The sequence below is a fragment of the Burkholderia sp. MSHR3999 genome, assembly GCF_000833595.1.
GTDB classification, from domain to species: Bacteria; Pseudomonadota; Gammaproteobacteria; order Burkholderiales; family Burkholderiaceae; genus Burkholderia; species Burkholderia ubonensis.
On the sequence record NZ_JRFO01000007.1, the window covers coordinates 942,858 to 963,075 of the forward strand.

At 64.7% G+C, this 20,218-nt stretch carries 15 protein-coding genes and 3 pseudogenes; 15 read left to right on the forward strand and 3 right to left on the reverse strand.

Annotated features, from left to right (window positions below):
- Positions 1–47 precede the first annotated feature (47 nt).
- On the forward strand, positions 48–1,109 hold the full coding sequence (locus KY49_RS27785; protein ID WP_042587602.1) for an asparaginase: 1,062 nt from the start codon (positions 48–50) through the stop codon (positions 1,107–1,109).
- Between the two features lie 24 nt (positions 1,110–1,133).
- On the opposite strand, the gene KY49_RS27790 is transcribed toward KY49_RS27785, so the two are convergent.
- Positions 1,134–2,108 (reverse strand): LysR family transcriptional regulator, encoded by a 975-nt coding sequence (locus KY49_RS27790; protein ID WP_042587603.1) that lies wholly within the window; start codon positions 2,106–2,108, stop codon positions 1,134–1,136.
- Between the two features lie 194 nt (positions 2,109–2,302).
- Here KY49_RS27790 and aspA point away from each other — a divergent pair, with 194 nt between their 5' ends.
- The 8 genes and pseudogenes from aspA to KY49_RS39350 form a co-directional block, all read left to right on the forward strand.
- Positions 2,303–3,709 carry an aspartate ammonia-lyase gene (gene aspA / locus KY49_RS27795; protein WP_042587604.1) on the forward strand — a complete coding sequence of 469 codons (1,407 nt, stop codon included), beginning with the start codon at positions 2,303–2,305 and terminating at the stop codon, positions 3,707–3,709.
- A 97-nt stretch (positions 3,710–3,806) separates the two neighbouring features.
- Positions 3,807–5,300, forward strand: a complete 1,494-nt coding sequence (locus tag KY49_RS27800; RefSeq protein WP_042587605.1) for an amino acid permease — start codon at positions 3,807–3,809, stop codon at positions 5,298–5,300.
- A 493-nt stretch (positions 5,301–5,793) separates the two neighbouring features.
- Complete coding sequence (locus KY49_RS27805) at positions 5,794–8,181, forward strand: ATP-binding protein (RefSeq protein WP_042587606.1); 2,388 nt, start codon at positions 5,794–5,796, stop codon at positions 8,179–8,181.
- The gene (locus tag KY49_RS27810) at positions 8,178–8,921 is read left to right on the forward strand and encodes a methyl-accepting chemotaxis protein (RefSeq protein WP_415868036.1); all 744 of its coding nucleotides are present in this window, start codon (positions 8,178–8,180) and stop codon (positions 8,919–8,921) included. The genes KY49_RS27805 and KY49_RS27810 overlap by 4 nt, the downstream gene beginning before the upstream one ends.
- Positions 8,918–9,481 (forward strand): hypothetical protein, encoded by a 564-nt coding sequence (locus KY49_RS27815; protein ID WP_042587607.1) that lies wholly within the window; start codon positions 8,918–8,920, stop codon positions 9,479–9,481. Before KY49_RS27810 ends, KY49_RS27815 begins: the two co-directional genes overlap by 4 nt.
- A 39-nt stretch (positions 9,482–9,520) precedes the next feature.
- Positions 9,521–10,480, forward strand: a complete 960-nt coding sequence (locus tag KY49_RS27820) for a chemotaxis protein CheX (protein WP_042587608.1) — start codon at positions 9,521–9,523, stop codon at positions 10,478–10,480.
- Between the two features lie 42 nt (positions 10,481–10,522).
- Entirely contained in the window at positions 10,523–10,888 is a 366-nt protein-coding gene (locus tag KY49_RS27825) for a response regulator (RefSeq protein ID WP_010097353.1), read from the forward strand.
- A 118-nt stretch (positions 10,889–11,006) separates the two neighbouring features.
- Positions 11,007–11,153: pseudogene (locus KY49_RS39350) on the forward strand (group II intron reverse transcriptase/maturase); the annotation flags it as partial.
- 81 nt (positions 11,154–11,234) lie between these two features.
- Here the strand turns inward: KY49_RS39350 and tssC are convergent.
- Positions 11,235–12,029, reverse strand: a pseudogene (tssC, locus tag KY49_RS36370) (type VI secretion system contractile sheath large subunit); the annotation flags it as partial.
- A 261-nt stretch (positions 12,030–12,290) separates the two neighbouring features.
- Between tssC and KY49_RS27840 the strand changes: the two are divergent.
- The 6 genes and pseudogenes from KY49_RS27840 to KY49_RS27865 all read left to right on the forward strand — a co-directional run.
- Positions 12,291–12,611, forward strand: a pseudogene (locus tag KY49_RS27840) (type VI secretion system tip protein VgrG); the annotation flags it as partial.
- 104 nt (positions 12,612–12,715) lie between these two features.
- Complete coding sequence (locus KY49_RS27845) at positions 12,716–15,391, forward strand: T6SS effector BTH_I2691 family protein (RefSeq protein ID WP_042587612.1); 2,676 nt, start codon at positions 12,716–12,718, stop codon at positions 15,389–15,391.
- Positions 15,388–16,443, forward strand: coding sequence for a DUF6708 domain-containing protein (locus KY49_RS38810; protein ID WP_231636496.1), 1,056 nt, complete (start codon positions 15,388–15,390; stop codon positions 16,441–16,443). Before KY49_RS27845 ends, KY49_RS38810 begins: the two co-directional genes overlap by 4 nt.
- Positions 16,444–16,468: 25 nt before the next feature.
- The gene (locus KY49_RS38815; RefSeq protein WP_231636497.1) at positions 16,469–17,509 is read left to right on the forward strand and encodes a DUF6708 domain-containing protein; all 1,041 of its coding nucleotides are present in this window, start codon (positions 16,469–16,471) and stop codon (positions 17,507–17,509) included.
- The gene (locus KY49_RS27860; RefSeq protein WP_231636498.1) at positions 17,482–17,892 is read left to right on the forward strand and encodes a hypothetical protein; all 411 of its coding nucleotides are present in this window, start codon (positions 17,482–17,484) and stop codon (positions 17,890–17,892) included. The genes KY49_RS38815 and KY49_RS27860 overlap by 28 nt, the downstream gene beginning before the upstream one ends.
- Before the next feature lie 129 nt (positions 17,893–18,021).
- Positions 18,022–18,816: an enoyl-CoA hydratase gene (locus KY49_RS27865; RefSeq protein ID WP_042587614.1), complete on the forward strand. Its 795-nt coding sequence runs from the start codon at positions 18,022–18,024 to the stop codon at positions 18,814–18,816.
- 25 nt (positions 18,817–18,841) lie between these two features.
- On the opposite strand, the gene alr is transcribed toward KY49_RS27865, so the two are convergent.
- Positions 18,842–19,975, reverse strand: coding sequence for an alanine racemase (alr, locus tag KY49_RS27870; RefSeq protein WP_042587615.1), 1,134 nt, complete (start codon positions 19,973–19,975; stop codon positions 18,842–18,844).
- Positions 19,976–20,218: the final 243 nt, after the last annotated feature.

Below are 20,218 nucleotides of genomic sequence, written 5' to 3' on the forward strand. Positions count from 1 at the left end.
TCGATTTGACGAGGCCCGGTCACGCGGCCGTGAGAAATGGAGACAGGATGGATACGAACGGCGCGGCGGTAGTCACGTACCGTGGAAAGGCGATCGAGAACACGCACGCGGCGCACGTCGCGGTGGTGGATGCGCACGGCAGGCTGCTGTATCGGCTGGGCGACCCGTTCCGGATGACGCTCGCGCGCTCGGCGGCCAAGCCGGCGCAGGCGTTGTCCGTGCTCGAGACGGGCGGCCCCGACCGGTTCGGCTTCGACGAAGCGGACCTGGCGCTGATGTGCGCGTCGCACAGCAGCGAGGACCGGCACGTCGAGCGAACCCGCGCGATGCTGGTCAAGGTGCACGCGCAGGAATCGGACCTGCGGTGCGGCGGGCACGCGCCGCTGTCCGACGCGGTGCTGCGCTCCTGGATCAGGCGCGACTACACCCCAACCGGGGTGTGCAGCAACTGCTCGGGCAAGCATGTCGGCATGCTGGCCGGCGCGCAGGCGATCGGCGCGGCGATCGCGGACTACCATCTGCCCGACCATCCGATGCAGGTGCGGGTGAAGCGCGCCGTCGCCGAAGCATGCGGGCTGCGCGACGACGAGGTCGAGTGGGCGATCGACGGCTGCAACCTGCCCACGCCGGCGTTTCCGCTCGATCGCCTGGCCCGCATCTACGCGGGCCTCGCGCATGCCGCGGACGCCGTGGAAGCCGGGAATGCGCACGACGCGCGCATCGGCGCGCTGGCGCGGATTCACCACGCGATGACGCGCCATCCCGAGATGGTCGCCGGCGACGGCCGTTATTGCACCGTGCTGATGCGGGCGTTCGGCGGCAGCGTCGTCGGCAAGCTCGGCGCGGATGCGTGCTACGGGCTCGGCGTGCGCGCGTCCGGCGAGACGCGCCGGCTCGGCGCCGACGGCGCGCTCGGCATCTCGGTCAAGATCGAGGACGGCAACATCGACGTGCTGTACATGCTCGTCAGCGAGCTCCTGGAGCGGCTGCAGATCGGCACGGCGGCGCAGCGCGAGCAACTGGCGGCGTTCCATCGGCCGCCGATGCTGAATACGCAGGGCGTCGAGACCGGTCACGCGGCGTTCCCGTTCGAACTGCAGGCGGCCTGACCGGCAGGGCCCCGGCGACGGCGCTCAGCGCCGTGCGCCGCGGATCTTCTGCATCTGCGCTTCGGCAAGCTCGCCGACGTGGGCCAGTCGTTCCGCCAGGAATTCGCGCAGCACCCGCAATTTCGCCGAGCTGCGCCGGTTGGCCAGATACGCCATGTAGATGAAGTCGCCGGTCAGCTTGTTCTGCAGCCGATAGCGGGGCAGCACGACCTCGAGCTGGCCGCTCGCCAGCAGATCCCGCACCAGCCAGATCTCGAACTCCGCGATGCCGAGCCCGGCACGGGTGGCGTCGAGCAGCAGCTCCGAGTGGTCCGAGACCAGGTTCCCCGCCGGCAGGATGCTGTGCCGCGCGTCTGCGCCGACCAGCTCCCAGCGCGGGTCGCCTTCCGGGTGGACGTAGCGCAGGCAATTGTGGCTCGCCAGTTCGTGCGGCTCGGCCGGACGCCCGCAGCGATCGAGATAGGCGGGCGACGCGCACAGGATGCTGTCGTTGCGCGACAGCCGCTGCACGACCAGGTTGTCGAGGTAGTTCTCGCCTTCGTGGATGTCGAGGTCGAAGCCGCCGGCGACCAGGTCGTTGTGGTTGTCGGTCAGCCGCACATCGAGCTGGATCGTCGGGTACTGCGCGAGAAACGGCGCGATCAGCGGCGCGAGATGGCGCCGGCCGAACGCAACCGGCGCGGTGAGCTTGAGCGGGCCGCTCGGCCGCGCATTCAGCTCGGCGACGACGCGCAGCGTGTCGTCGAGATCCGCGATCAGCGTGACGGCCCGTTCGTGATAGATGCTGCCGGCTTCCGTCAGCGTCACGCTGTGCGTGGAGCGGTGCAGCAGCGGCACGCCGAGCGCCTCTTCGATCGCCGACACCTTGCGCGCGACGGTGGACGTCGACACGCGCATCTCTTTCGCAACCGCGGAAAAACTCCCTGTTTCGACCACCCGCACGAATGCGCGCATCGCGCCGAGGTGATCGACGCCAGCCTCTCTTGGCCCCTTCTTCATGCCTGCCTCGCTATTGCATGTGACGCAAAACCGAATTCGATAATAACGAAATGAGTATTTTTTTGCAAAGACATAGAATGCGAACGCGTCGCGCGGGCGGCAGGCCGGCGAAGACCGGTTCGGCTTCGCGGCGCATGAACCGAGGGCCTTTTCGATGCCGGCGTCCGCCGGCGAGACCAAACTGGAGAGACACGATGGCAGGCATCGACTTCCGCGTCGAAACCGATCTTTTAGGTAAACGAAATGTACCGGCGGACGCCTACTACGGTATCCACACGCTTCGCGCGAAAGAGAACTTCGACATTTCCGGCCGCAGCATCGCGTCGTTTCCCTACCTGATCATCGCGCTGGCGGCCGTGAAGGAAGCGGCCGCCGACGCCAACTGCGAACTCGGGCTGCTGCCGCAGGCGTACCGCGACGCGATCGCCGCGGCGTGCGTCGAGATCCGCGAAGGCCACCTGCACGACCAGTTCGTCGTCGACATCATCCAGGGCGGCGCGGGCACGTCCACCAACATGAATGCGAACGAGGTGATCTGCAACCGGGCGCTGGAAATCATGGGGCATGCGCGCGGCGAGTATGACTATCTGCACCCGAACGAGCACGTCAATCTCGCGCAGAGCACGAACGACGTCTATCCGACCGCGCTGCGGATCGCGACGTGTTTCGCGATCGAGCATCTGCTCGAGGCGATGGTGCACCTGCGCGACGCGTTCGACGAGAAGGCCCACGCATTCGCCGGGCTGCTGAAGCTCGGGCGCACGCAGCTGCAGGATGCCGTGCCGATGACGCTCGGCCAGGAGTTCTCCACCTATGCGGTGATGCTGACGGAGGACATCGCGCGCCTGCAGGAGGCGGGCGCGCTGATTCGCGAGATCAATCTCGGCGCGACGGCGATCGGCACCGGGATCACCGCGCATCCGGAGTATGCGGCCAAGGCGCTCGCGGCGCTGCGGCGCATCACCGGCGTCGACCTGAGCACCGCGCCGAACCTCATCGAGGCGACGCAGGATTGCGGCGCGTTCGTGCAGATCTCCGGCGTGCTCAAGCGGATCGCGGTCAAGCTGTCGAAGACCTGCAACGACCTGCGGCTGCTGTCGAGCGGGCCGCGCGCCGGGTTCGGCGAGATCAACCTGCCGCCGATGCAGGCCGGCTCGTCGATCATGCCCGGCAAGGTGAATCCGGTCATCCCGGAAGTCGTCAACCAGGTGGCGTTCGAAGTGTTCGGCAACGACCTGACGGTGACCTTCGCCGCCGAAGCCGGCCAGCTTCAGCTCAACGCGTTCGAGCCGGTGATCGCGAGCGCGCTGTTCCGCAGCTTCAGCCACCTGACGGCGGCCTGCATGACGCTCGCCGACAAGTGCGTGAAGGGCATCACCGCGAACCCCGAGCGGCTGCGCGAAACCTTGGAGCGCTCGGTGGCGCTCGCGACCGCGCTCAATCCGTACCTTGGCTACAAGCGCGCGACGTCCGTGGCCGCCGACGCGCACGCGAGCGGCAAGACCATCCGCGAAGTCGTGCTCGGCCGCCAGCTGATGACCGAGGCGCAGCTCGACGAGGCGCTGCGGCCCGACGCGCTGATCCAGCCCCGCGTCTACTGAGCGCGGCGACCCCGTTACCGCAGCAGCCGCCGGGCCGTCGTTCGCGCGCTGCGGCTGCGCGTTGTCCATTCAATTCCAATTACATCGGAGACACATCATGAAACATGCCAGCGAGCGCCCGGCTGACACGGCCGGCGGCGCCGCCTCCCATCATGCCGACCGGGATGCGCTGTTCGCGTCGCACGAAACCGGCTATGCGAAGCAGCTGAAGCCCAGGCACGTGCAGATGATCGCGATGGGCGGCGCGATCGGGACCGGGCTGTTCCTCGGCGCCGGCGGCCGCCTGCAGCACGCGGGGCCCGCGCTGGCGCTCGTCTATCTCGTCTGCGGGATCTTTGCATTCCTGATCATGCGCGCGCTCGGCGAGCTCGTGATGCATCGCCCGACCAGCGGCAGCTTCGTGTCCTATGCGCGGGAATTCATGGGCGAGCGGGCGTCGTTCGTCGCGGGCTGGATGTACTACCTGAACTGGGCGACCACCGGCATCGTCGACATCACGGCGGTCGCGATCTACATGAAGTACTGGGCGGTGTTCTCGGACGTGCCGCAATGGGTGTTCGCGCTCGGCGCGCTCGCGATCGTGTCGACGGTGAACATGATCGGCGTGAAGATGTTCGGCGAGATGGAGTTCTGGTTCTCGCTCGTCAAGGTCGGCGCGCTGGGCGTGTTTCTGCTGGTCGGGAGCCTGTTCCTGGCCAGCGGCCGGCCGCTCGACGGACACCTGCCGGGCCTCCACCTGATCGCGGACGGCGGCGGAATCTTTCCGCACGGGCTCCTGCCGGCGGTGCTGATCGTGCAGGGCGTCGTGTTCGCGTACGCGAGCATCGAGCTCGTCGGGGTCGCGGCGGGCGAGACCGCCGATGCGCGCAAGGTGCTGCCGAAGGCGATCAACAGCGTGATGTGGCGCATCGCGCTGTTCTACGTGGGCTCGGTCGTGCTGCTGGTCACGCTGCTGCCGTGGTCCGCCTACAGTGCGCACGAAAGCCCGTTCGTGACCTTCTTCGGCAAGCTCGGCGTGCCTTACGTCAGCACCGTGATGAACGTCGTAGTGCTCACGGCCGCGATGTCGAGCCTGAACTCCGGGCTCTATTCGATGGGGCGCGTGCTGCGCGCGATGGCGATGGGCGGCTCCGCGCCCCGGTTCGTTTCCCGGATGAGCGCGCGCGGCGTGCCTTACGGCGGCATCCTGTTTACGGTCGCGATCAACGCGATCGGCGTGCCGCTGAACTACATCGTGCCGGCGCAGGCGTTCGAGATCGTGCTGAACATGGCGTCGCTCGGCATCATTGCGACGTGGGGCTTCATCGTGATGTGCCAGATCCTGTTCCGCCGCAAGGTCCGGCGCGGCGAGCTGCGCGACGTGCCGTTCCGGATGCCCGGCGCGCCGTTCACGTCCTGGCTCACGCTCGCGTTCCTGCTCGCGGTGCTGGTGCTGATGGCGTTCGACTATCCGGGCGGCACCTGGACGATCGCGATGATTCCGGTCGTCGCGCTCGCGCTGACGGTCGGCTGGCGTCTGGCGAAGCGCGGCTCGGTGCGCGAGGCGGCGACGATGCATCGGTCCGTGGCCGATCGGGTGAATCAGGCCTGATTTCGCAACGAAAGGGGAGACGGCAGCCTGCACGGGCTGCCGTCGCGCGCAGGCGAGCGCGAAATGCGCGGCGGGGCATTTCCTCGATTCGTCAAAATGATTCGGAAAAGCAATCCGGCGATGCGCTTATTCCATGCCGTGATTCGTTCGATAAATTAAATGGCGATCATTCGCAAACGTTTTTCTGATCGCCATGAATATCCCGTCATGCAATCTCGCGGTCGATAATTCGCGTCGCGTGAAAGGCAGGCGCAAAGCCTCGCCGGCTGGTGATTCCGGCAGTTTCCGAGCAAGTGCAACCGTGCGTTAACGGCAAGCCGCAAAGGAACTTTAGGATTTTCGTCCTGAAATTAATCATTTCAATTTACGCGCGAATCGATTTGCGCATGGTCATCCGACGGTCATAAATCATCCTCGATAATTCGGCGCTCGGCCATTCAATCAACAGAACGCACGAGCGTTTGAAGCCGGATCGCTACGGGGAGCTGTACACATGACCATTCGTCATCGCATCACGTTGCTTGTCGTCCTGACCTTTCTCGCGTTGTCGGCGATCGGCGCCTATGCCGTCTACCAGACGCGCAAGAGCGCGTCCGAGGTCCGGCAGGTGACGCAGGGCATCGTGCCGAGCGCGCTCGCGTCGGCGGACGTCGTGTCCGACGTGAAGAACATACAGATCGCGACGATGACGCTGATCTACGCGCCGGACGCCAGCACCGCCGCACAGGCGCGCGACGAGCTGAAGGTGAAGGAGGCGGCGCTGCGCGCGGCGCTCGACGTGCAGGCGAAGTCGGCCGCGAGCCATGCGCAGGAAGGCCTCGTCGCGCAGGCGAAGGACAGCGCCGCCAACTATTTCGCGGCGATCGACGACACCGTGAAGATGAAGGCCGACGGCAAGGCCGAGATGGCGCAGGCCTACCTGTTCGCGAACGTCGCGCAGTATCGCGACGAGCTCGAAGGCATCGTCGAGACGCTGCGCGTCGAGAAGAACCGCCAGAAGGACGACGCGATCAGCGCGCTGAACGGGATGCTGGCGACGACGGCCACCGCGATCGCCGGCGTGGCCGGCACGGTGATCGTGCTGCTGACCGCGCTCGGCTTCGTGCTGTACCGCCAGATCACGCGCCCGCTCAGCCGGATGCAGACGATGATGAGCGAGATCGCGACGAGCCAGGACTTCACGCGCCGCGTGCCGGTCGGCCGGATGGACGAGATCGGCCACTCGATCGTCGCGTTCAACGGGATGATCGAGAAGATCCAGGAGAATTCCGCGCAGCTCAAGCAGAAGACCGCCGACATCCAGGCGATGCTGCAGAACATGCAGCAGGGCATCCTGACCGTCGTCGACGGCGGCGTCGTGCATGCCGAATACTCGGCGTACCTCGAGACGATCTTCGAGACGCAGGACATTGCGGGCCGCGACCTGATGGCGCTCGTGTTCGACGATTCGAACCTCGGCTCGGACGCGCGCTCGCAGGTCGAGGCGGCCGTGCATGCGTGCCTCGGCGAGGACAGCATGAACTTCGCATTCAACGAGCACCTGCTCGTCAACGAAGTCGCGAAGCGCATGCCGGACGGCCGCGACAAGTGGCTCGACCTGAGCTGGTCGGCGATCACCGACGAGACCGACACGATCGTGCGCCTGATGCTGTGCGTGCGCGACGTGACCGAGCTGCGCGAGCTGACCGCGCAGGCCGGCGAGCAGCAGCGCCGCCTGGAGATGATCGGCGAGATCCTGTCGATCAGCCAGGACAAGTTCCACCAGTTCGTGAACAGCGCGAAGGGCTTCCTCAGCGAGAACGAACGGATGATCCGCCAGCACGAGCGCGCGGATCACTCGATCGTCGCGGCGCTGTTCCGCAACATGCACACGATCAAGGGCAACGCGCGCACGTACAGCCTGCAGCACCTGACGAACATCGTCCACGAGGCGGAGCAGGCCTACGACACGCTGCGTCGCGCGGACGCGGGCCCCGAGTGGAACCGCGATGCGCTGATGGACGATCTCGCGCGCGTGCGCGATGCGGTCGAGCATTACGCGACGATCAACGCGGTCACGCTCGGCCGCAGCGGCGAGCCGGCGCAGCACGCGAGCGAACACTACCTGATGGTCGAGCGCGCGCACATCAGCGAGAGCCTGCGCGTGCTCGACGGCGTCGATCCCGCTAACGCCGCCGACTGGCGCGCCGCGCGCGATGCGGTGCGCCGCATGCTGAGCCAGCTCGGCACCGAGAGCGTCGGCGATGTGCTCGGCGGCGTGCTGGAATCCCTGCCGTCGCTGGCGGCGGAGCTCGGCAAGGCGTCGCCCGTCGTGCGGATCGACAGTCACGGCTATCGCGTGCGCAGCGAGATCGGCGGCACGCTGAAGAACGTGTTCATGCACCTGCTGCGCAACGCGATCGACCACGGCATCGAGTCGTCGGACGAGCGTCGTGCGGCTGGCAAGCCGGCGGCCGGCACGATCGACATCGCGGTCGACGTCGCCGACGGGATGCTGCAGTTCACGCTGGGCGACGATGGCCGTGGCCTCGCGCTCGACCGGATTCGCGGCATCGCGCGCGAGCGCGGCTGGATCGATGCGGACAACGCGCGCATGCTCGGCGACGAAGTGGTTGCCGAGCTGATTTTCCGGCCGGGCTTCTCGACGGCGCGCGAGGTGACCGAGGTGTCGGGGCGCGGTGTCGGCATGGACGCGGTGCGCAGCTTCCTGAAGCGCGAGGGCGGCGATATCGCGCTGCGCTTCGCCGACGACCGGCGCGGGGCCGCCTATCGCGCGTTCCGCACGATCGTGTCGCTGCCGGCCGCGTTCGCGGTGGAGGGCGCCGGCGTGACGCAGGACCACGCGCGCGCCGGCTTCGCGGACGCCAACGCGACGGAGTGATCGTGCAGGCATTGACGCATATCGGCGCCGTGCTGGCGGGCGCCATCGTCGCCGCGATCGTCGCGGCGGTCGTGTTTCGCGTGCATCGCGCGCGGCTCGTCGCGCGGCTGGCTGCCGACGCGGATGCATTGCGCGACGCGCTCGCGCAGGCACAGGCGCGCGCCGGCGAGGCGGCGGCCGCGCATGCGGCGCGGGCCGATGCATGGGCGCGGAAGGAAGCGGAGCTGGCCGACGCGCTCGCACGGCAGACGGCCGACGCGGAGGCGCAGCGCGATGCACGCCAGGCGCTGTCGGCGGAGCGGGACGCGCTGTCGCAGCACGCGGCGCGGATCGCGCACGAGGCCGCGCGCCTGCGCGGGCTCGCCGGCACGTTCGAGCGCTGGCACGAGCAGATGATCTCGCTGACCGCGCAGAACCAGGACATGCGCGCGAAGAACCTGGAGCTGTCCGCGATCGTCGCGCACGTGTCGATCGTGTCGCTGAACGCGTCGATCGAGGCGGCGCGCGCCGGCACGGCCGGCCGCGGGTTCTCGATCGTCGCGAGCGAGGTGCGCGGGCTTGCCGCGCGCTCGCAGGAGCTGTCGAACAGCTATCGCGACAGCCTGAACCGCAACGACCTCGTGACCGCGGCGACGTTCCAGGACATCCAGGCGGGCGGCAAGATGATCACCGCCGCGCTCGCGAGCGTCGAGACGCTGGCCGGGCAACTGAATGCGCGGCTGGAAGGAGCGGCGGCGTGATCAGCGCGCAGGCGAAGGCGAGCTTCGAACGGATTTTCTTCGACGCGGCGCGCACGCGGCTCGCGACTGGCGGCGGCGCATGCGACATCGCGCCGGCGGCGGACGAGCCGCCGCGCGAACGCCGGTCGCGCGCGAAGCCGGCCGCGCAGGTCGCGGTGCTGACGATCTCGGCGCTGCATTTCCGCCTGCTGCTCGCGCTGCGTTTCAACGACGATGACGCGACGCGGCGCTATTACGCGGGCGGCGCGGAGGCGGGCGGTGCGCAGCCGTCGCTGCAGGAGGCTTTCATGGAAGTCGCGAACCTCTGCTGCGGCGCGATGAACCAGGCGCTGACCGTCCATTTCCCGGATCTCGGCATGTCGACGCCTTACCTGTTGAGCGACGCGAGCATCGAGTATTTCACCGCGCTGGCGCCCGGCCATGTCGCCGCGTTCGACGTGACGCTCGGCGACGGCGTGCGGATTCGCGCGACGCTGTGCATCTGCGCGAACGCGCCGGTCGATTTCCATGCGCCGGCAATGGCGGCGGTGGATGCCGGCGGCGAGCTCGAACTGTTTTGACCGGACCGTTCCGGAACCCGAACCCAAGGAACCCGCGCCATGACCGAAGGCAAACCCGTCAGCAAGGTGCTCGTGCTCGACGACAGCCGCGCGCACGCCGACGCGATCAAGCGCTTCTGCGACGACCACAACCTGATCGGCCTCACGGTGCGCCGCAACCGGCTGCTGAAGGTGCTGCGCTCGAACATCGATCTCGGCGCGATCCTGCTCGCCGAGGATTACGGCGGCTCGTCGGCCGAGAGCGCGATCGTCGCGACGCAGATCGACGCGCTGCGCCCCGAGCTGCCGATCATCCTGCGCCGCGACGCGCAGGCGTCGCGCGACGGCCTGCCGGACGCGCTCGCGCGCGTCGCGTGCGCGACCTACGTCGCCGACGACATGACGCCGCTGCGGCGCGTGATCGACGAATACATCTTCAGCATCGATTATCCGAACGCACTCGTGCGCGGCATCTCGGAGATCACCGAGGCGCGGCTCGACAGCATGTTTCCCGGCATGACGATCAGCCGCGACACGCCGTGCATCGTGCGCGACCGGATCATCTTCGGCGAGGTGTTCAGCCTGATCGCCCTCGAAAGTGCGTGGTGCCGCGGCTACATGCTGCTGCAGACGAGCGAGCAGCCGCTGCTCGACATGCTCGGCGGCGTGCGCGCCGACGGCCGTGCGCCGGACTTCCGCGACGTGAACGGCGCGCTCGGCGAGCTCACCAATCTCGTGTGGGGCGCGTTCAAGGACCGCTACCTCGGCGATGCGGAAGCGCTCGCGCGTCATACGGTGCAGGTGCCGCTGATCGTCAATCACAAGCAGAAGTTCATCTCGTTCGGCGGCGATTGTCCGCAGCTCTGCTTCAAGTACCGGATGACCGATCCGGCGTCGGGGCAGGCGGTCTGTATCGACCAGCGCTTCGTGTTCAGCCTGAGCTGGTCGCCGGAGGATTTCCGCGAAGTGGTGCAGGACGTCGGGCCGATGGTCGAATCGGGCGAACTCGAATTGTTTTGAAGTTTTCAGGCAAGTTCAGCAAGAAGAAAAGGGGAATGACGCATGGCAAAGATTCTGGTGGTTGACGATTCGGGCACGGTGCGCGACGAAGTCGCGGGCTTCCTGCGCAATCACGGGCTGGACGTCGCGACGGCGGTCGACGGCAAGGACGGGCTCGCGAAGCTGAAGACGACGCCCGGCATCCGGCTCGTGATCAGCGACGTCAACATGCCGAACATGGACGGCCTGACGATGGTCGAGAAGATTCGCGGCGAGCTCGGCAACGCGGCGGTCAACGTCGTGATGCTGACGACCGAAAGCAGCCCGGCGATGAAGGAGCGCGGCAAGGCGGCCGGCGTGAAGGGCTGGATCGTGAAGCCGTTCAAGGGCGATGCGGTGGTCGAGGCGTTGAAGAAGCTGGCGGGGTGACGCGTGCGGCCGGGCCGCCGCAGCGCGGCCCGATTGTTTGCAGGGCACGGGATGGGTGTTGCTGCGCTCCGCACGGCTGATCAGGTTCATCGAGCATAGGGTGGCGGACACGCGGGTCGTGCGGCTCATCAAGAAATGGTTGCACGCCGGTGTGCTGGAAGAGGGTAGGTTGACGCGGAGTGAGGTTGGAACCATTCAGGGCGGAAGTATTTCGCCGCTGTTGTCGAACATCTACCTTCACTACGCGTTCAACTTGTGGGTAAAGCAATGGCGTGTGCGACAAGCCGTAGGCGATATGATGGTTGTGCGCTATGCCGACGATTGGGTCGACACTGATTTCTTCCTGCCCGTCGCCGTTCAGATCGGCAACATGCTTGACCGCGAAGGCGAATGCCGCGCTCGTCCACAGATATGCGCTTCGCCCGGCATCCCGCACGTTCTCGGTGTAATTGAACGCGCGCACGGACAGCGTATCGGGTCCGTAGGGCAAGCGGGCGAGGAAGCGCGGCATCGTCAGCGCGACGTAGCGCGCATCCTCGGTTTCACGGAAGCTCTTCCATTTCAGGTATTCGGCCCGCTCGAACCAGATCGGCAGGTCTCGGATGCCTGCGACCGCCTCCATAGTGGGTTTGTCGAAGAAGGCCGGCGAGGCCGCGCCGATAAACGGCATGTGAGCGGCCGCGGCGACTTTCGAGATATTGCGCAATAGAGCGATGTCCTGCGCGCGATGGTCGAATTCAAACGCCGAAATTATCGCGGCGATGGGCTGTCCGCCAGGCATGTCGTATTCGCCAACGTAGGTCAGTCTGAACAAGCCGCTCTGGATGATATCGGGCGCATCTTCGAAGTCTTGATGGAGTGCTTCCTTTGAAACGTCGAGTACTTCGATTTTGACGTTTTGACGGAAATCGGTGCGATCGACCAGAAACTGCAGGCCTCGCCAAGTCGATTCGAGTGCCTGAAATGCTGGGTGGTGCAGGATGGCATCAAGTTGACGGCCGAGTTGTTCGTCCAGGTCCGCCAGACACCAATCGAGAAAATCCGGATCTATGCAAGTCATCGCATTCGAATTTGCTCTTGCATGCGTATCGGAGACTACGGCGATTTTGGTGTGCTGATCGCTTTGAAATTCTGCGCTCATTGGACGTCGTAGTGGGTATGGCCGGACATCAGCGGAGAGCGACGTATAGCATGGCAATCATCTCAAAAACAGGGCATACGTGAACAACTGTTACGTTTCGACCAAATACAACAATCCGCTCGAATAATAGGAGTCCACGCTTCCCGAGTCTGGGTGCGTGCGGCTATCGTTTGTCGCTCAATCCATGCATCGCACGCAAGCAACGATGCTGCCCATGACGGCAGTGCGTAGCAGTGCTATCTGGACACGGGGTGAACAACAATGGCCAGCCTGTTTGACGATGCGAAGCGGTTCGTGTCGAACCTGAGAGATGTATCGGGGCGTCAGACGTATTTCCTCGACGTGCCCGGCACCGATTCCGCAGCCGCGCTGTCGGTGGTGTCAGTTTTCGCGACTGAGCGGATGGGCGCGCCCACCGAGGTGCGTGTCGTGCTCACGCATCCGCTGCAGCTCGCACGCACCGAGTACCTGAATCGCGACGCGGCTTGCACGATCGTCTCCGACGGCGGCGTGCCCCGCCGGTTCTCCGGCTTCATTGCCCGTTTCTCGACGCTGCAGACCACGCGCGATTTCACCAAGTACTGGCAACGTATCGCTACGGATCTGTCCTCGCCGTCCGTCTGATTCAATTACCTCATCGCGCACCCATGACTCTTCCACCCTGTCCGTATTGTGAAAAAGAAGGCTTGCCGATCCTGCTGACGCGCTACGGCATCGCACCGGAGAAGGCGTTCATGGCCCGGCCCGGAAAGCCACCCGTCACCCGGCCCGCACCGAAGGCGGCGTCTTCCGTCGGCGACCCGACGCCCGCCATTGCGCTGGGCAAGACCACCGACGCGCATTACACCGTTCGAAGTTTGCGAGGCGGCTATGTGTACGTCTACTACGAGGTCGGCAAATCGTGGGAGGCCTACGCGGTCGATCAGGAGGGGCGGCTGGCGCAGGTGCCGGTAGAGAGTTACATGCCCCCGGAGGCAAGGCCTTTCCATCAAGGCTGCGTACAGAACATGCAGAAGGTGGCGAGCGCCTCGCTGATCACCATTCGCGACCCGAAGACTGCCGGAAAGGTATGGTTCGGCTTTTCCGACGCATGGTGGACGCCTGCGGTTCGCAAGGACAACGAGTCTGAAGGGATTCGCCGGCTGCATATGCGGTGCGTCGATGTTCAGCGCTGGTACAACGACGGTCAGCCCGCGAAGGCGCCCCCGCATGCCAGTGCCGTCGCCAACGTCGATGCGGTCGTCGCCGATTACGCGATGTCCGACGAGGATAGCCGGCGTCTGTTTTTCTGGAGTCCGTTTCCGGCCCCGAGGCAGGGTTCGCTCCAGTTGCCCCGCGCGACCATTCTGAAGGCTGAATCGCAGCGATTGCTGAAGGACAAGGGGCTGATCGTCGTGCTGGACGATCCCGTTGCGATCCTGCAGGAAATTTCGGCGTATATCGACAAGCGCTGGTTCAGCTTCGTTTCGCAAAACGATGCGGAAGATCCGGTCCACCCCGATCAAACCTGGCATCGCAAGTCCGCGCTCAGTTCGTCCCTGGAGACGCTCAGGCTGCGTGTCGAGCGGGAAGCGGAGGTCAGTGTCTATGGCGAAGCAAGACAGGCGCGTCGAAACGTCGAATGGATCGACGGCGGCGATGGCAAACGCGTGTACAACACGGGGCTGCTTGTGCCGGAGTACCGCAAGGCGGCTCAACCGATCCTCGACGAGAAGGTGACCCAGGCCCAGCTGGAGGCGGCTCGGGCCGAGCGCTGGGGGGCGTATGAGAAGCTGTTCGATCGTACGCAGCGGGAAGCCTTCGAAGCGCGCTTTGAAAAGGCGTCCGCGCGGCACGATGCGGCGTACACCACGCCGCTGGCCATCGCGCATGCCGCATGGCTTCGCAGTGCGAAGCTGCGTGCCGTTCTCGACCATCATTTCGACATGCGCGATATCAACAGCGGCGCCGCCTTCGCGGGCATGACGTTGTCGTGCATCCGCGGGACGGGCGGGTTGGGCGCCTGCATGAACGTTTATAGCGATTGGTTCGACGAATCGATCGAGAAAAGTCCGCTCTGGCGAGCGCTGAACCTGAATCATCGACCGCTGCTGCAGGCGGTGGACGAGGTGTCGAGCGGCTCCGGCGAGCCGTTCGGCAATCCGGATGACTGGATCAACCTGTTCGTCGTCTATTCGGCTGCCGCCAGCAAGATCAGGGAACTCGGCGCGGCCATTGGTGCGCTCGGCGTGAAACGCAACACGGTCATGAGTTCCGATGTGTTGCCCGCGCTGCTGCAGGAACTGGGGGTGCTGCCAACGAACATCCTGCGCAAAGGCGGAAAGTCGGGGACGGCCCTGCGCGCGACGCTCGGCATGCGCAGTGGCCATTCGATTCGCGTAGTGGAGGTGGCGGCGACGCGACGCGATCTGTACCAGACCATCCTCGAGGTGATCCTCAAGTCGCAAGCGGGGCGGGGTATCTCGCTGGGACATTTGCAGTACTCGCTTGCCGATCAGCTGCGCACGTTCGAGATCGAAGGCGTGCCGCTGGACGAGAAGGTGCGGTTCTGGAGCCTGGTATTCGACGAGGAAGCGCAAACCAGTCTGGCGAACGGTCGTGTCACGCCCGCGCAGCGTGGCGATGCGCTGGGCAAGACGGTCAAGGTGATCGGCGTCGAGAAGTTCGCGGAAGGTACGGTCGGCAAGGTCATCGAATCGGCCGCGCATCCGGGGGTGCTGGCGGGCGTCGGGCTGACGCTGGCGATGGTGGGGCTCACGCAGGCGGCGAGTGCGGATGCGTCGATGAAGCATCTTGGGACGCGGGCGACGTTGAAGATCGCTGCGCTGTATAGCGCGGGGGCGGGGAGCTTGCTCGATCTGGTGCGGGTGGGGGCGCGGGCGGTGGCGGGCAGAAGGGTTCCGATGCTCAGTCCGTGGCTGGGTACGCGATTGGGGCAAAAGGGGTTTTTGATTTGGGAAGGATTGGGAGGGGTGGCGGGTGGGGTTGGGACGATCATGCTCGGGGTAATTGATGTTGGAAACGCCGTGGAAGCAAGAAGCCGAGACCAGACTGGCATGTACGCACTGTATGTAACTAATGCTGTATCTGAAATTATTGTCGGTGGCTATGCAGTCGCTGCCGGAATTAACTTCATCTTTAGCGATATTAGCCTCATCTTCAGACTCGGTTCGGTATTTTCTGAATTCAATCCCGTCATCTTTGGGTTGACGATGGTCATTCTTGTCACCAGTGTAATCATCGAGATTGAAAAGGATCCGCCAACTATGGATTGGGTGCGCCAGTGCCTGTGGGGCAAGGAAAATAACTACAAGAATGCGGCTGAAGAAATCGGCAACTTTAACAAGGCGTTGAACGGATGAAATCCTGGATTGCATGGCTTCTGGTGCGGAACAACGGTATCGTGATGTCGGGGCGTTATTTGCGCGAGCCGGCGTGGACGCCGAGTGAGCAGTTCGTAAAAAGTCGGCTTTATCAAAGGCAACGGTCCATGTCTGAACCTTGCACGCTCGGCAGTGTCGTAGCGTTCAACGAAAATTATATTGACGTTGTTGATTGGGCTTACCAAAAGGTTGGGCCGCCAGAAATTATCTGGGTGTTTGTATTTTTTTTGAAAGCGGGACTTTTGGCTTATCTCTATGTCGACACAATTTTCGGTCCATCAAATCAGAATGCATTGTTCTATAATTCGTTTTCTACTGTTGCATTTCTTCCGGGTGTTATCTGGTTCAGTCGGATCTTATACAACACATTCACCGGTTGCACATACTATCCGGTTCGCCTTGACCGAAGGAATCAGATGGTCCACGTTTTCCGCCACAACGGGGAAGACGGGGTAAGCAGTTACCGCTGGCGCGACATTACGTTCGGGATGATCGGTGGCGGGGCCTTGCAGCGCAGCTTCGTGAAAGGGGTAATGGCCGGATACGTACGGCGTCCTGACGGCAGCTACGACTACTTCCGGCTGGGCGTGATGTGGCCCACGGAAGAGGGCATGCGCGGGCAATGGGAATACTTCCGGCGCTACATGGAAGAAGGCCCCGATTCATTGCCCGAGCCGGAAATCCTGCTGCCGATCGAAAACAAGCGGGAATCGTTCCGCATGGGCGCGCAACTGTGCTGGTTCATGGCCGGCCCGATGCTCGGTCCGGCGATCTTCCTTGCGCCGCTCACGGTGCCCGGCAGCCTGCTGCGCTGGTTCATCATGCACGTCACGCGGCGCCTGCCGCGCTGGCCGCAGCACATCGTGGATCTCTGCCCGATTTCTGCCGACGACAAATACGCACACAAGCCGCCCAAGTCGCTGGACGTGTCGCTGGACCTGGCGTTCTTCGTGACCGCGGGTGTGCTCGCACTCGACGCCACATTGATTTGGTGGTTCGTCGATTGGCTGTCGCAGCCGGGCTATCACTGATAGGGATGAACGGATGAAACCCAGGATGGCTTGGCTGCTGGTACGGAACAACAGCATCGTGATGTCGGGTCGATATCTGCGTGAACCAGCGTGGACGCCGAGTGAGCAATTCAATCAGTCTGTACTTGAGAAAAAACGACGTACTGCTGTCGAGCCGTGCACGCTTGGTGGTGTCATTACGTTCAACGAAAACTATATGGATGTGGTCGATTGGGCCTATCAAAAAGTCGGACCGATTGAGATTATTTCAATGGTTGTGATGTTGGTTCCAATGGCATTCTCATCATTTGTTTATTTAAATACATTTTCTGGCTGGAACAGGGATCCGGTATTTTACAATGCGGTGGCGACTATTTTTTGTCTTCCTTTCCTCATCTGGTTCAGTCGGATCCTATTCATGACATTTACTGGCTGTACGCACTATCCGGTTCGCCTGGATCGAAAGAACCAGATGGTCCACGTATTCCGCCACAACGGGGAGGGTGGGGTAAGCAGCTACCGCTGGCGCGACATTACATTCGGGATGATCGGCGGCGGAGCCTTGCAGCGAGATTTCGTCCAAGGGGTAATGGCCGGATATGTACGACGTCCTGACGGCAGCTACGACTACTTCCGGCTGGGCGTGATGTGGCCCACGGAAGAGGGCATGCGCGGGCAATGGGAATACTTCCGGCGCTATATGGAAGAAGGTCCCGATTCATTGCCCGAGCCGGAAATCCTGCTGCCGATCGAAAACAAGCGGGAATCGTTCCGCATGGGCGCGCAACTGTGCTGGTTCCTGGCCGGCCCGATGCTCGGTCCGGCGATCTTCCTTGCGCCGCTCACCGTGCCCGGCAGCCTGTTGCGCTGGTTCATCATGCACGTCACACGGCGCCTGCCGCGCTGGCCGCAGCACATCGTGGATCTCTGCCCGATTTCTGCCGACGACAAATACGCACACAAGCCGCCCAAGTCGCTGGACGTGTCTCTGGACCTGGCGTTCTTCGTGACCGCGGGTGTGCTCGCGCTCGATGCCGCGCTGATTTGGTGGTTCGTCGATTGGCTTTCGCAGCCGGGCTATCACTGATTTGTTTGCAGGGCGTGCGGATTGCCGTTCGCCCAGCGAAAGACTTTATCGAAAAAGCTTCGCGCAGGCGATGCCGCGTTCGGCGTGCGTGCAGGCTGGTCGATCCCTTATGCGGGCGGCGGGGCGTCGTTCGCCTGTTCCGGATCGACGGCAACACGTTGCGCGTCGTATTCGCGCAGCCGAAGATGTTCTATCGGAACATTGCCGGCGACTGTCATCCTGACGGCACGCGCGATCACGACATCACGGACGGCAGCAACGCGCTGAACGTGCTGCCGACATCAACGGACGGTTTCCGCGACTTGCAATTGCGCCAGCGCGGCGGCAAGTGGCATCAAACGTTTCGCTGGTCGGCGCGCGACGGCGAGTATCCGCCGCGCTGAAGCGACGGCGACTGGCGCGGACCGTGAACCGGCCGGTCGGTCCCGGGCGCCGACATCCTCCAGCCGCGCCCCGATTGGACTATATTGATCCGCTACCGCACCGCGATCACTCTCAATCCGGGGACCATCATGGATTCGAATCCCGCTTCATCGGAACCCCTCCTGCAGCGCGAAGCCCGCGACGGCGTCGTCACGCTGCGCCTGAACCGTCCGCAGCAATTCAACGCATTGTCCGAAGCGATGCTCGCGAGCCTGCACGACGCATTCGAATCGCTCGCGGCCGATCCGCACGTGCGCTGCGTGATCCTCGCCGCCGAAGGCAAGGCGTTCTGCGCGGGCCACGACCTGCGCGAGATGCGCGGCAAGCCCGACCTCGACCATTACCGCGCGCTGTTCGCGCAGTGCAGCCGCGTGATGCTCGCGATGCGCGCGTTGCCGGTGCCGGTGATCGCGCGCGTGCACGGCATCGCGACGGCCGCGGGCTGCCAGCTCGTCGCCGCGTGCGATCTCGCGATCGCGGCCGATACCGCGCGCTTCGCGGTGTCCGGCATCAACGTCGGCCTGTTCTGCTCGACCCCGGCCGTCGCGCTGAGCCGCAGCGTCGCGGCGAAGCGCGCGTTCGACATGCTCGTCACCGGGCGTTTCGTCGACGCGGCGACGGCCGCCGCATGGGGCCTCGTCAACGAAGCGGTGCCGGAAGACGCGCTCGACGCCGCCGTCGCGCGCAAGGTCGCGGAGATCGTCGCGAAAAGCCCGGCCGCCGTGCGCTACGGCAAGGCGATGTTTTACCGGCAGCGCGAGATGCCGCTCGACGATGCCTACGCGTACGCGGGCGACGTGATGGCGCGCAACATGATGGAAGAAGACGCGGGCGAGGGCATCGACGCGTTCCTGGAGAAGCGGCCGCCGCACTGGCGGACCTGACGCGCGGCGACGCCGCGCGCCGGATTTACCGCCCGTAGCTGCCGGTGCGCAGCGGCTCGTCCTGCGCTGCCGACGTGCCAGACGTGCCCAGCGGCTCGACCACGATCGGCACACGGGGCGCGACCGCGCACATCAGCTCGTAGCCGATCGTGCCGCTCGCCTCGGCGACGTCGTCAACCTTCACCTGATCGCCCCACAGCTCGACGTGCGAACCGATGTCCGCGTTCGGGCACGGCGTGAGGTCGACGGTGAGCATGTCCATCGACACGCGGCCGACGACGCGCGTGCGCACACCGTCCACCGCGATCGGCGTGCCGGTCGGCGCGTGGCGCGGATAGCCGTCCGCATAGCCGCACGCGACGACGCCGATCCGCATCGGCCGGTCGGCCGTGAAGCGGCGGCCGTAGCCGACGGTTTCCTGCGGCGCGAGCGTCTGCACGCCGATGATCTTGCTCGTGAGCGTCATCGCGGCAATCAGCGGCGTATCTGCGATGTGGCGCGCGGCGCCGGTCGGCGACGCGCCGTACAGGATCGTGCCGGGGCGCACCCAGTCGCGATGCGCGCGCGGATGCCACAGCACGGCGGCCGAGTTCGACACCGAGCGCTCGCCCGGCATGCCGGCCGTCGCCGCGTCGAACTGGTCGAGCTGCCAGTCGATCTCGCCTTCGTCGGCGTTCGCGAAGTGCATCATCAGCGTGATCTTGCCGATCGACGGCGCGCCGGCCGCGCGCTCCCACGCGGCGCGGAACGCGTCGGGCCGGTAGCCGAGCCGGTTCATGCCGGAATTCATCTTGAGCTGGATGTCGATCGGCCGTTGCGGCTTCGCGGCGATCAGCAGGTCGAGCTGCGCGTCGCAGTGGACCGCGACCGTCAGCCGGTGGCGGCCGGCCAGCTCGACGTCGGCCGGCTCGAAAATCCCTTCGAGCAGCAGCACGGGCTTGTCCCAGCCGAGCGCGCGCACGCGCACCGCTTCGTCGAGGTCGAGCAGCGCGATGCCGTCCGCTGCCGCGAGCCCCGGATAGATCCGCTCGATGCCGTGGCCGTAAGCGTTGGCCTTGACGACCGCCCACACGCGCGATGGCGAGACGCTCCGGCGAATGAATTCGAGGTTGCGGCGGACGGCGGCGGGACGGATGTGGGCGACGATGGGGCGGGGCATGGCGTGGGCTCGGATCGATGGTCGGTCGGTCTGGCGCGGATCGGCGCCAGGCCAGCAATGAACGCTATGTTATTGGGGATTGACCAGTTTGAATTAATGTTTTTGTCGGCAATTTGGTGGAAATTCCGGTGCGGTATGACCGGCCGAGCGCCCCGTCTAGAAAACCGGTGCGCGCTCGCGGCGGGGCGATGCTAAGCTTTCGGCGATCTTGTCATTGAGTAATGTAATCATAAACACGGAGGA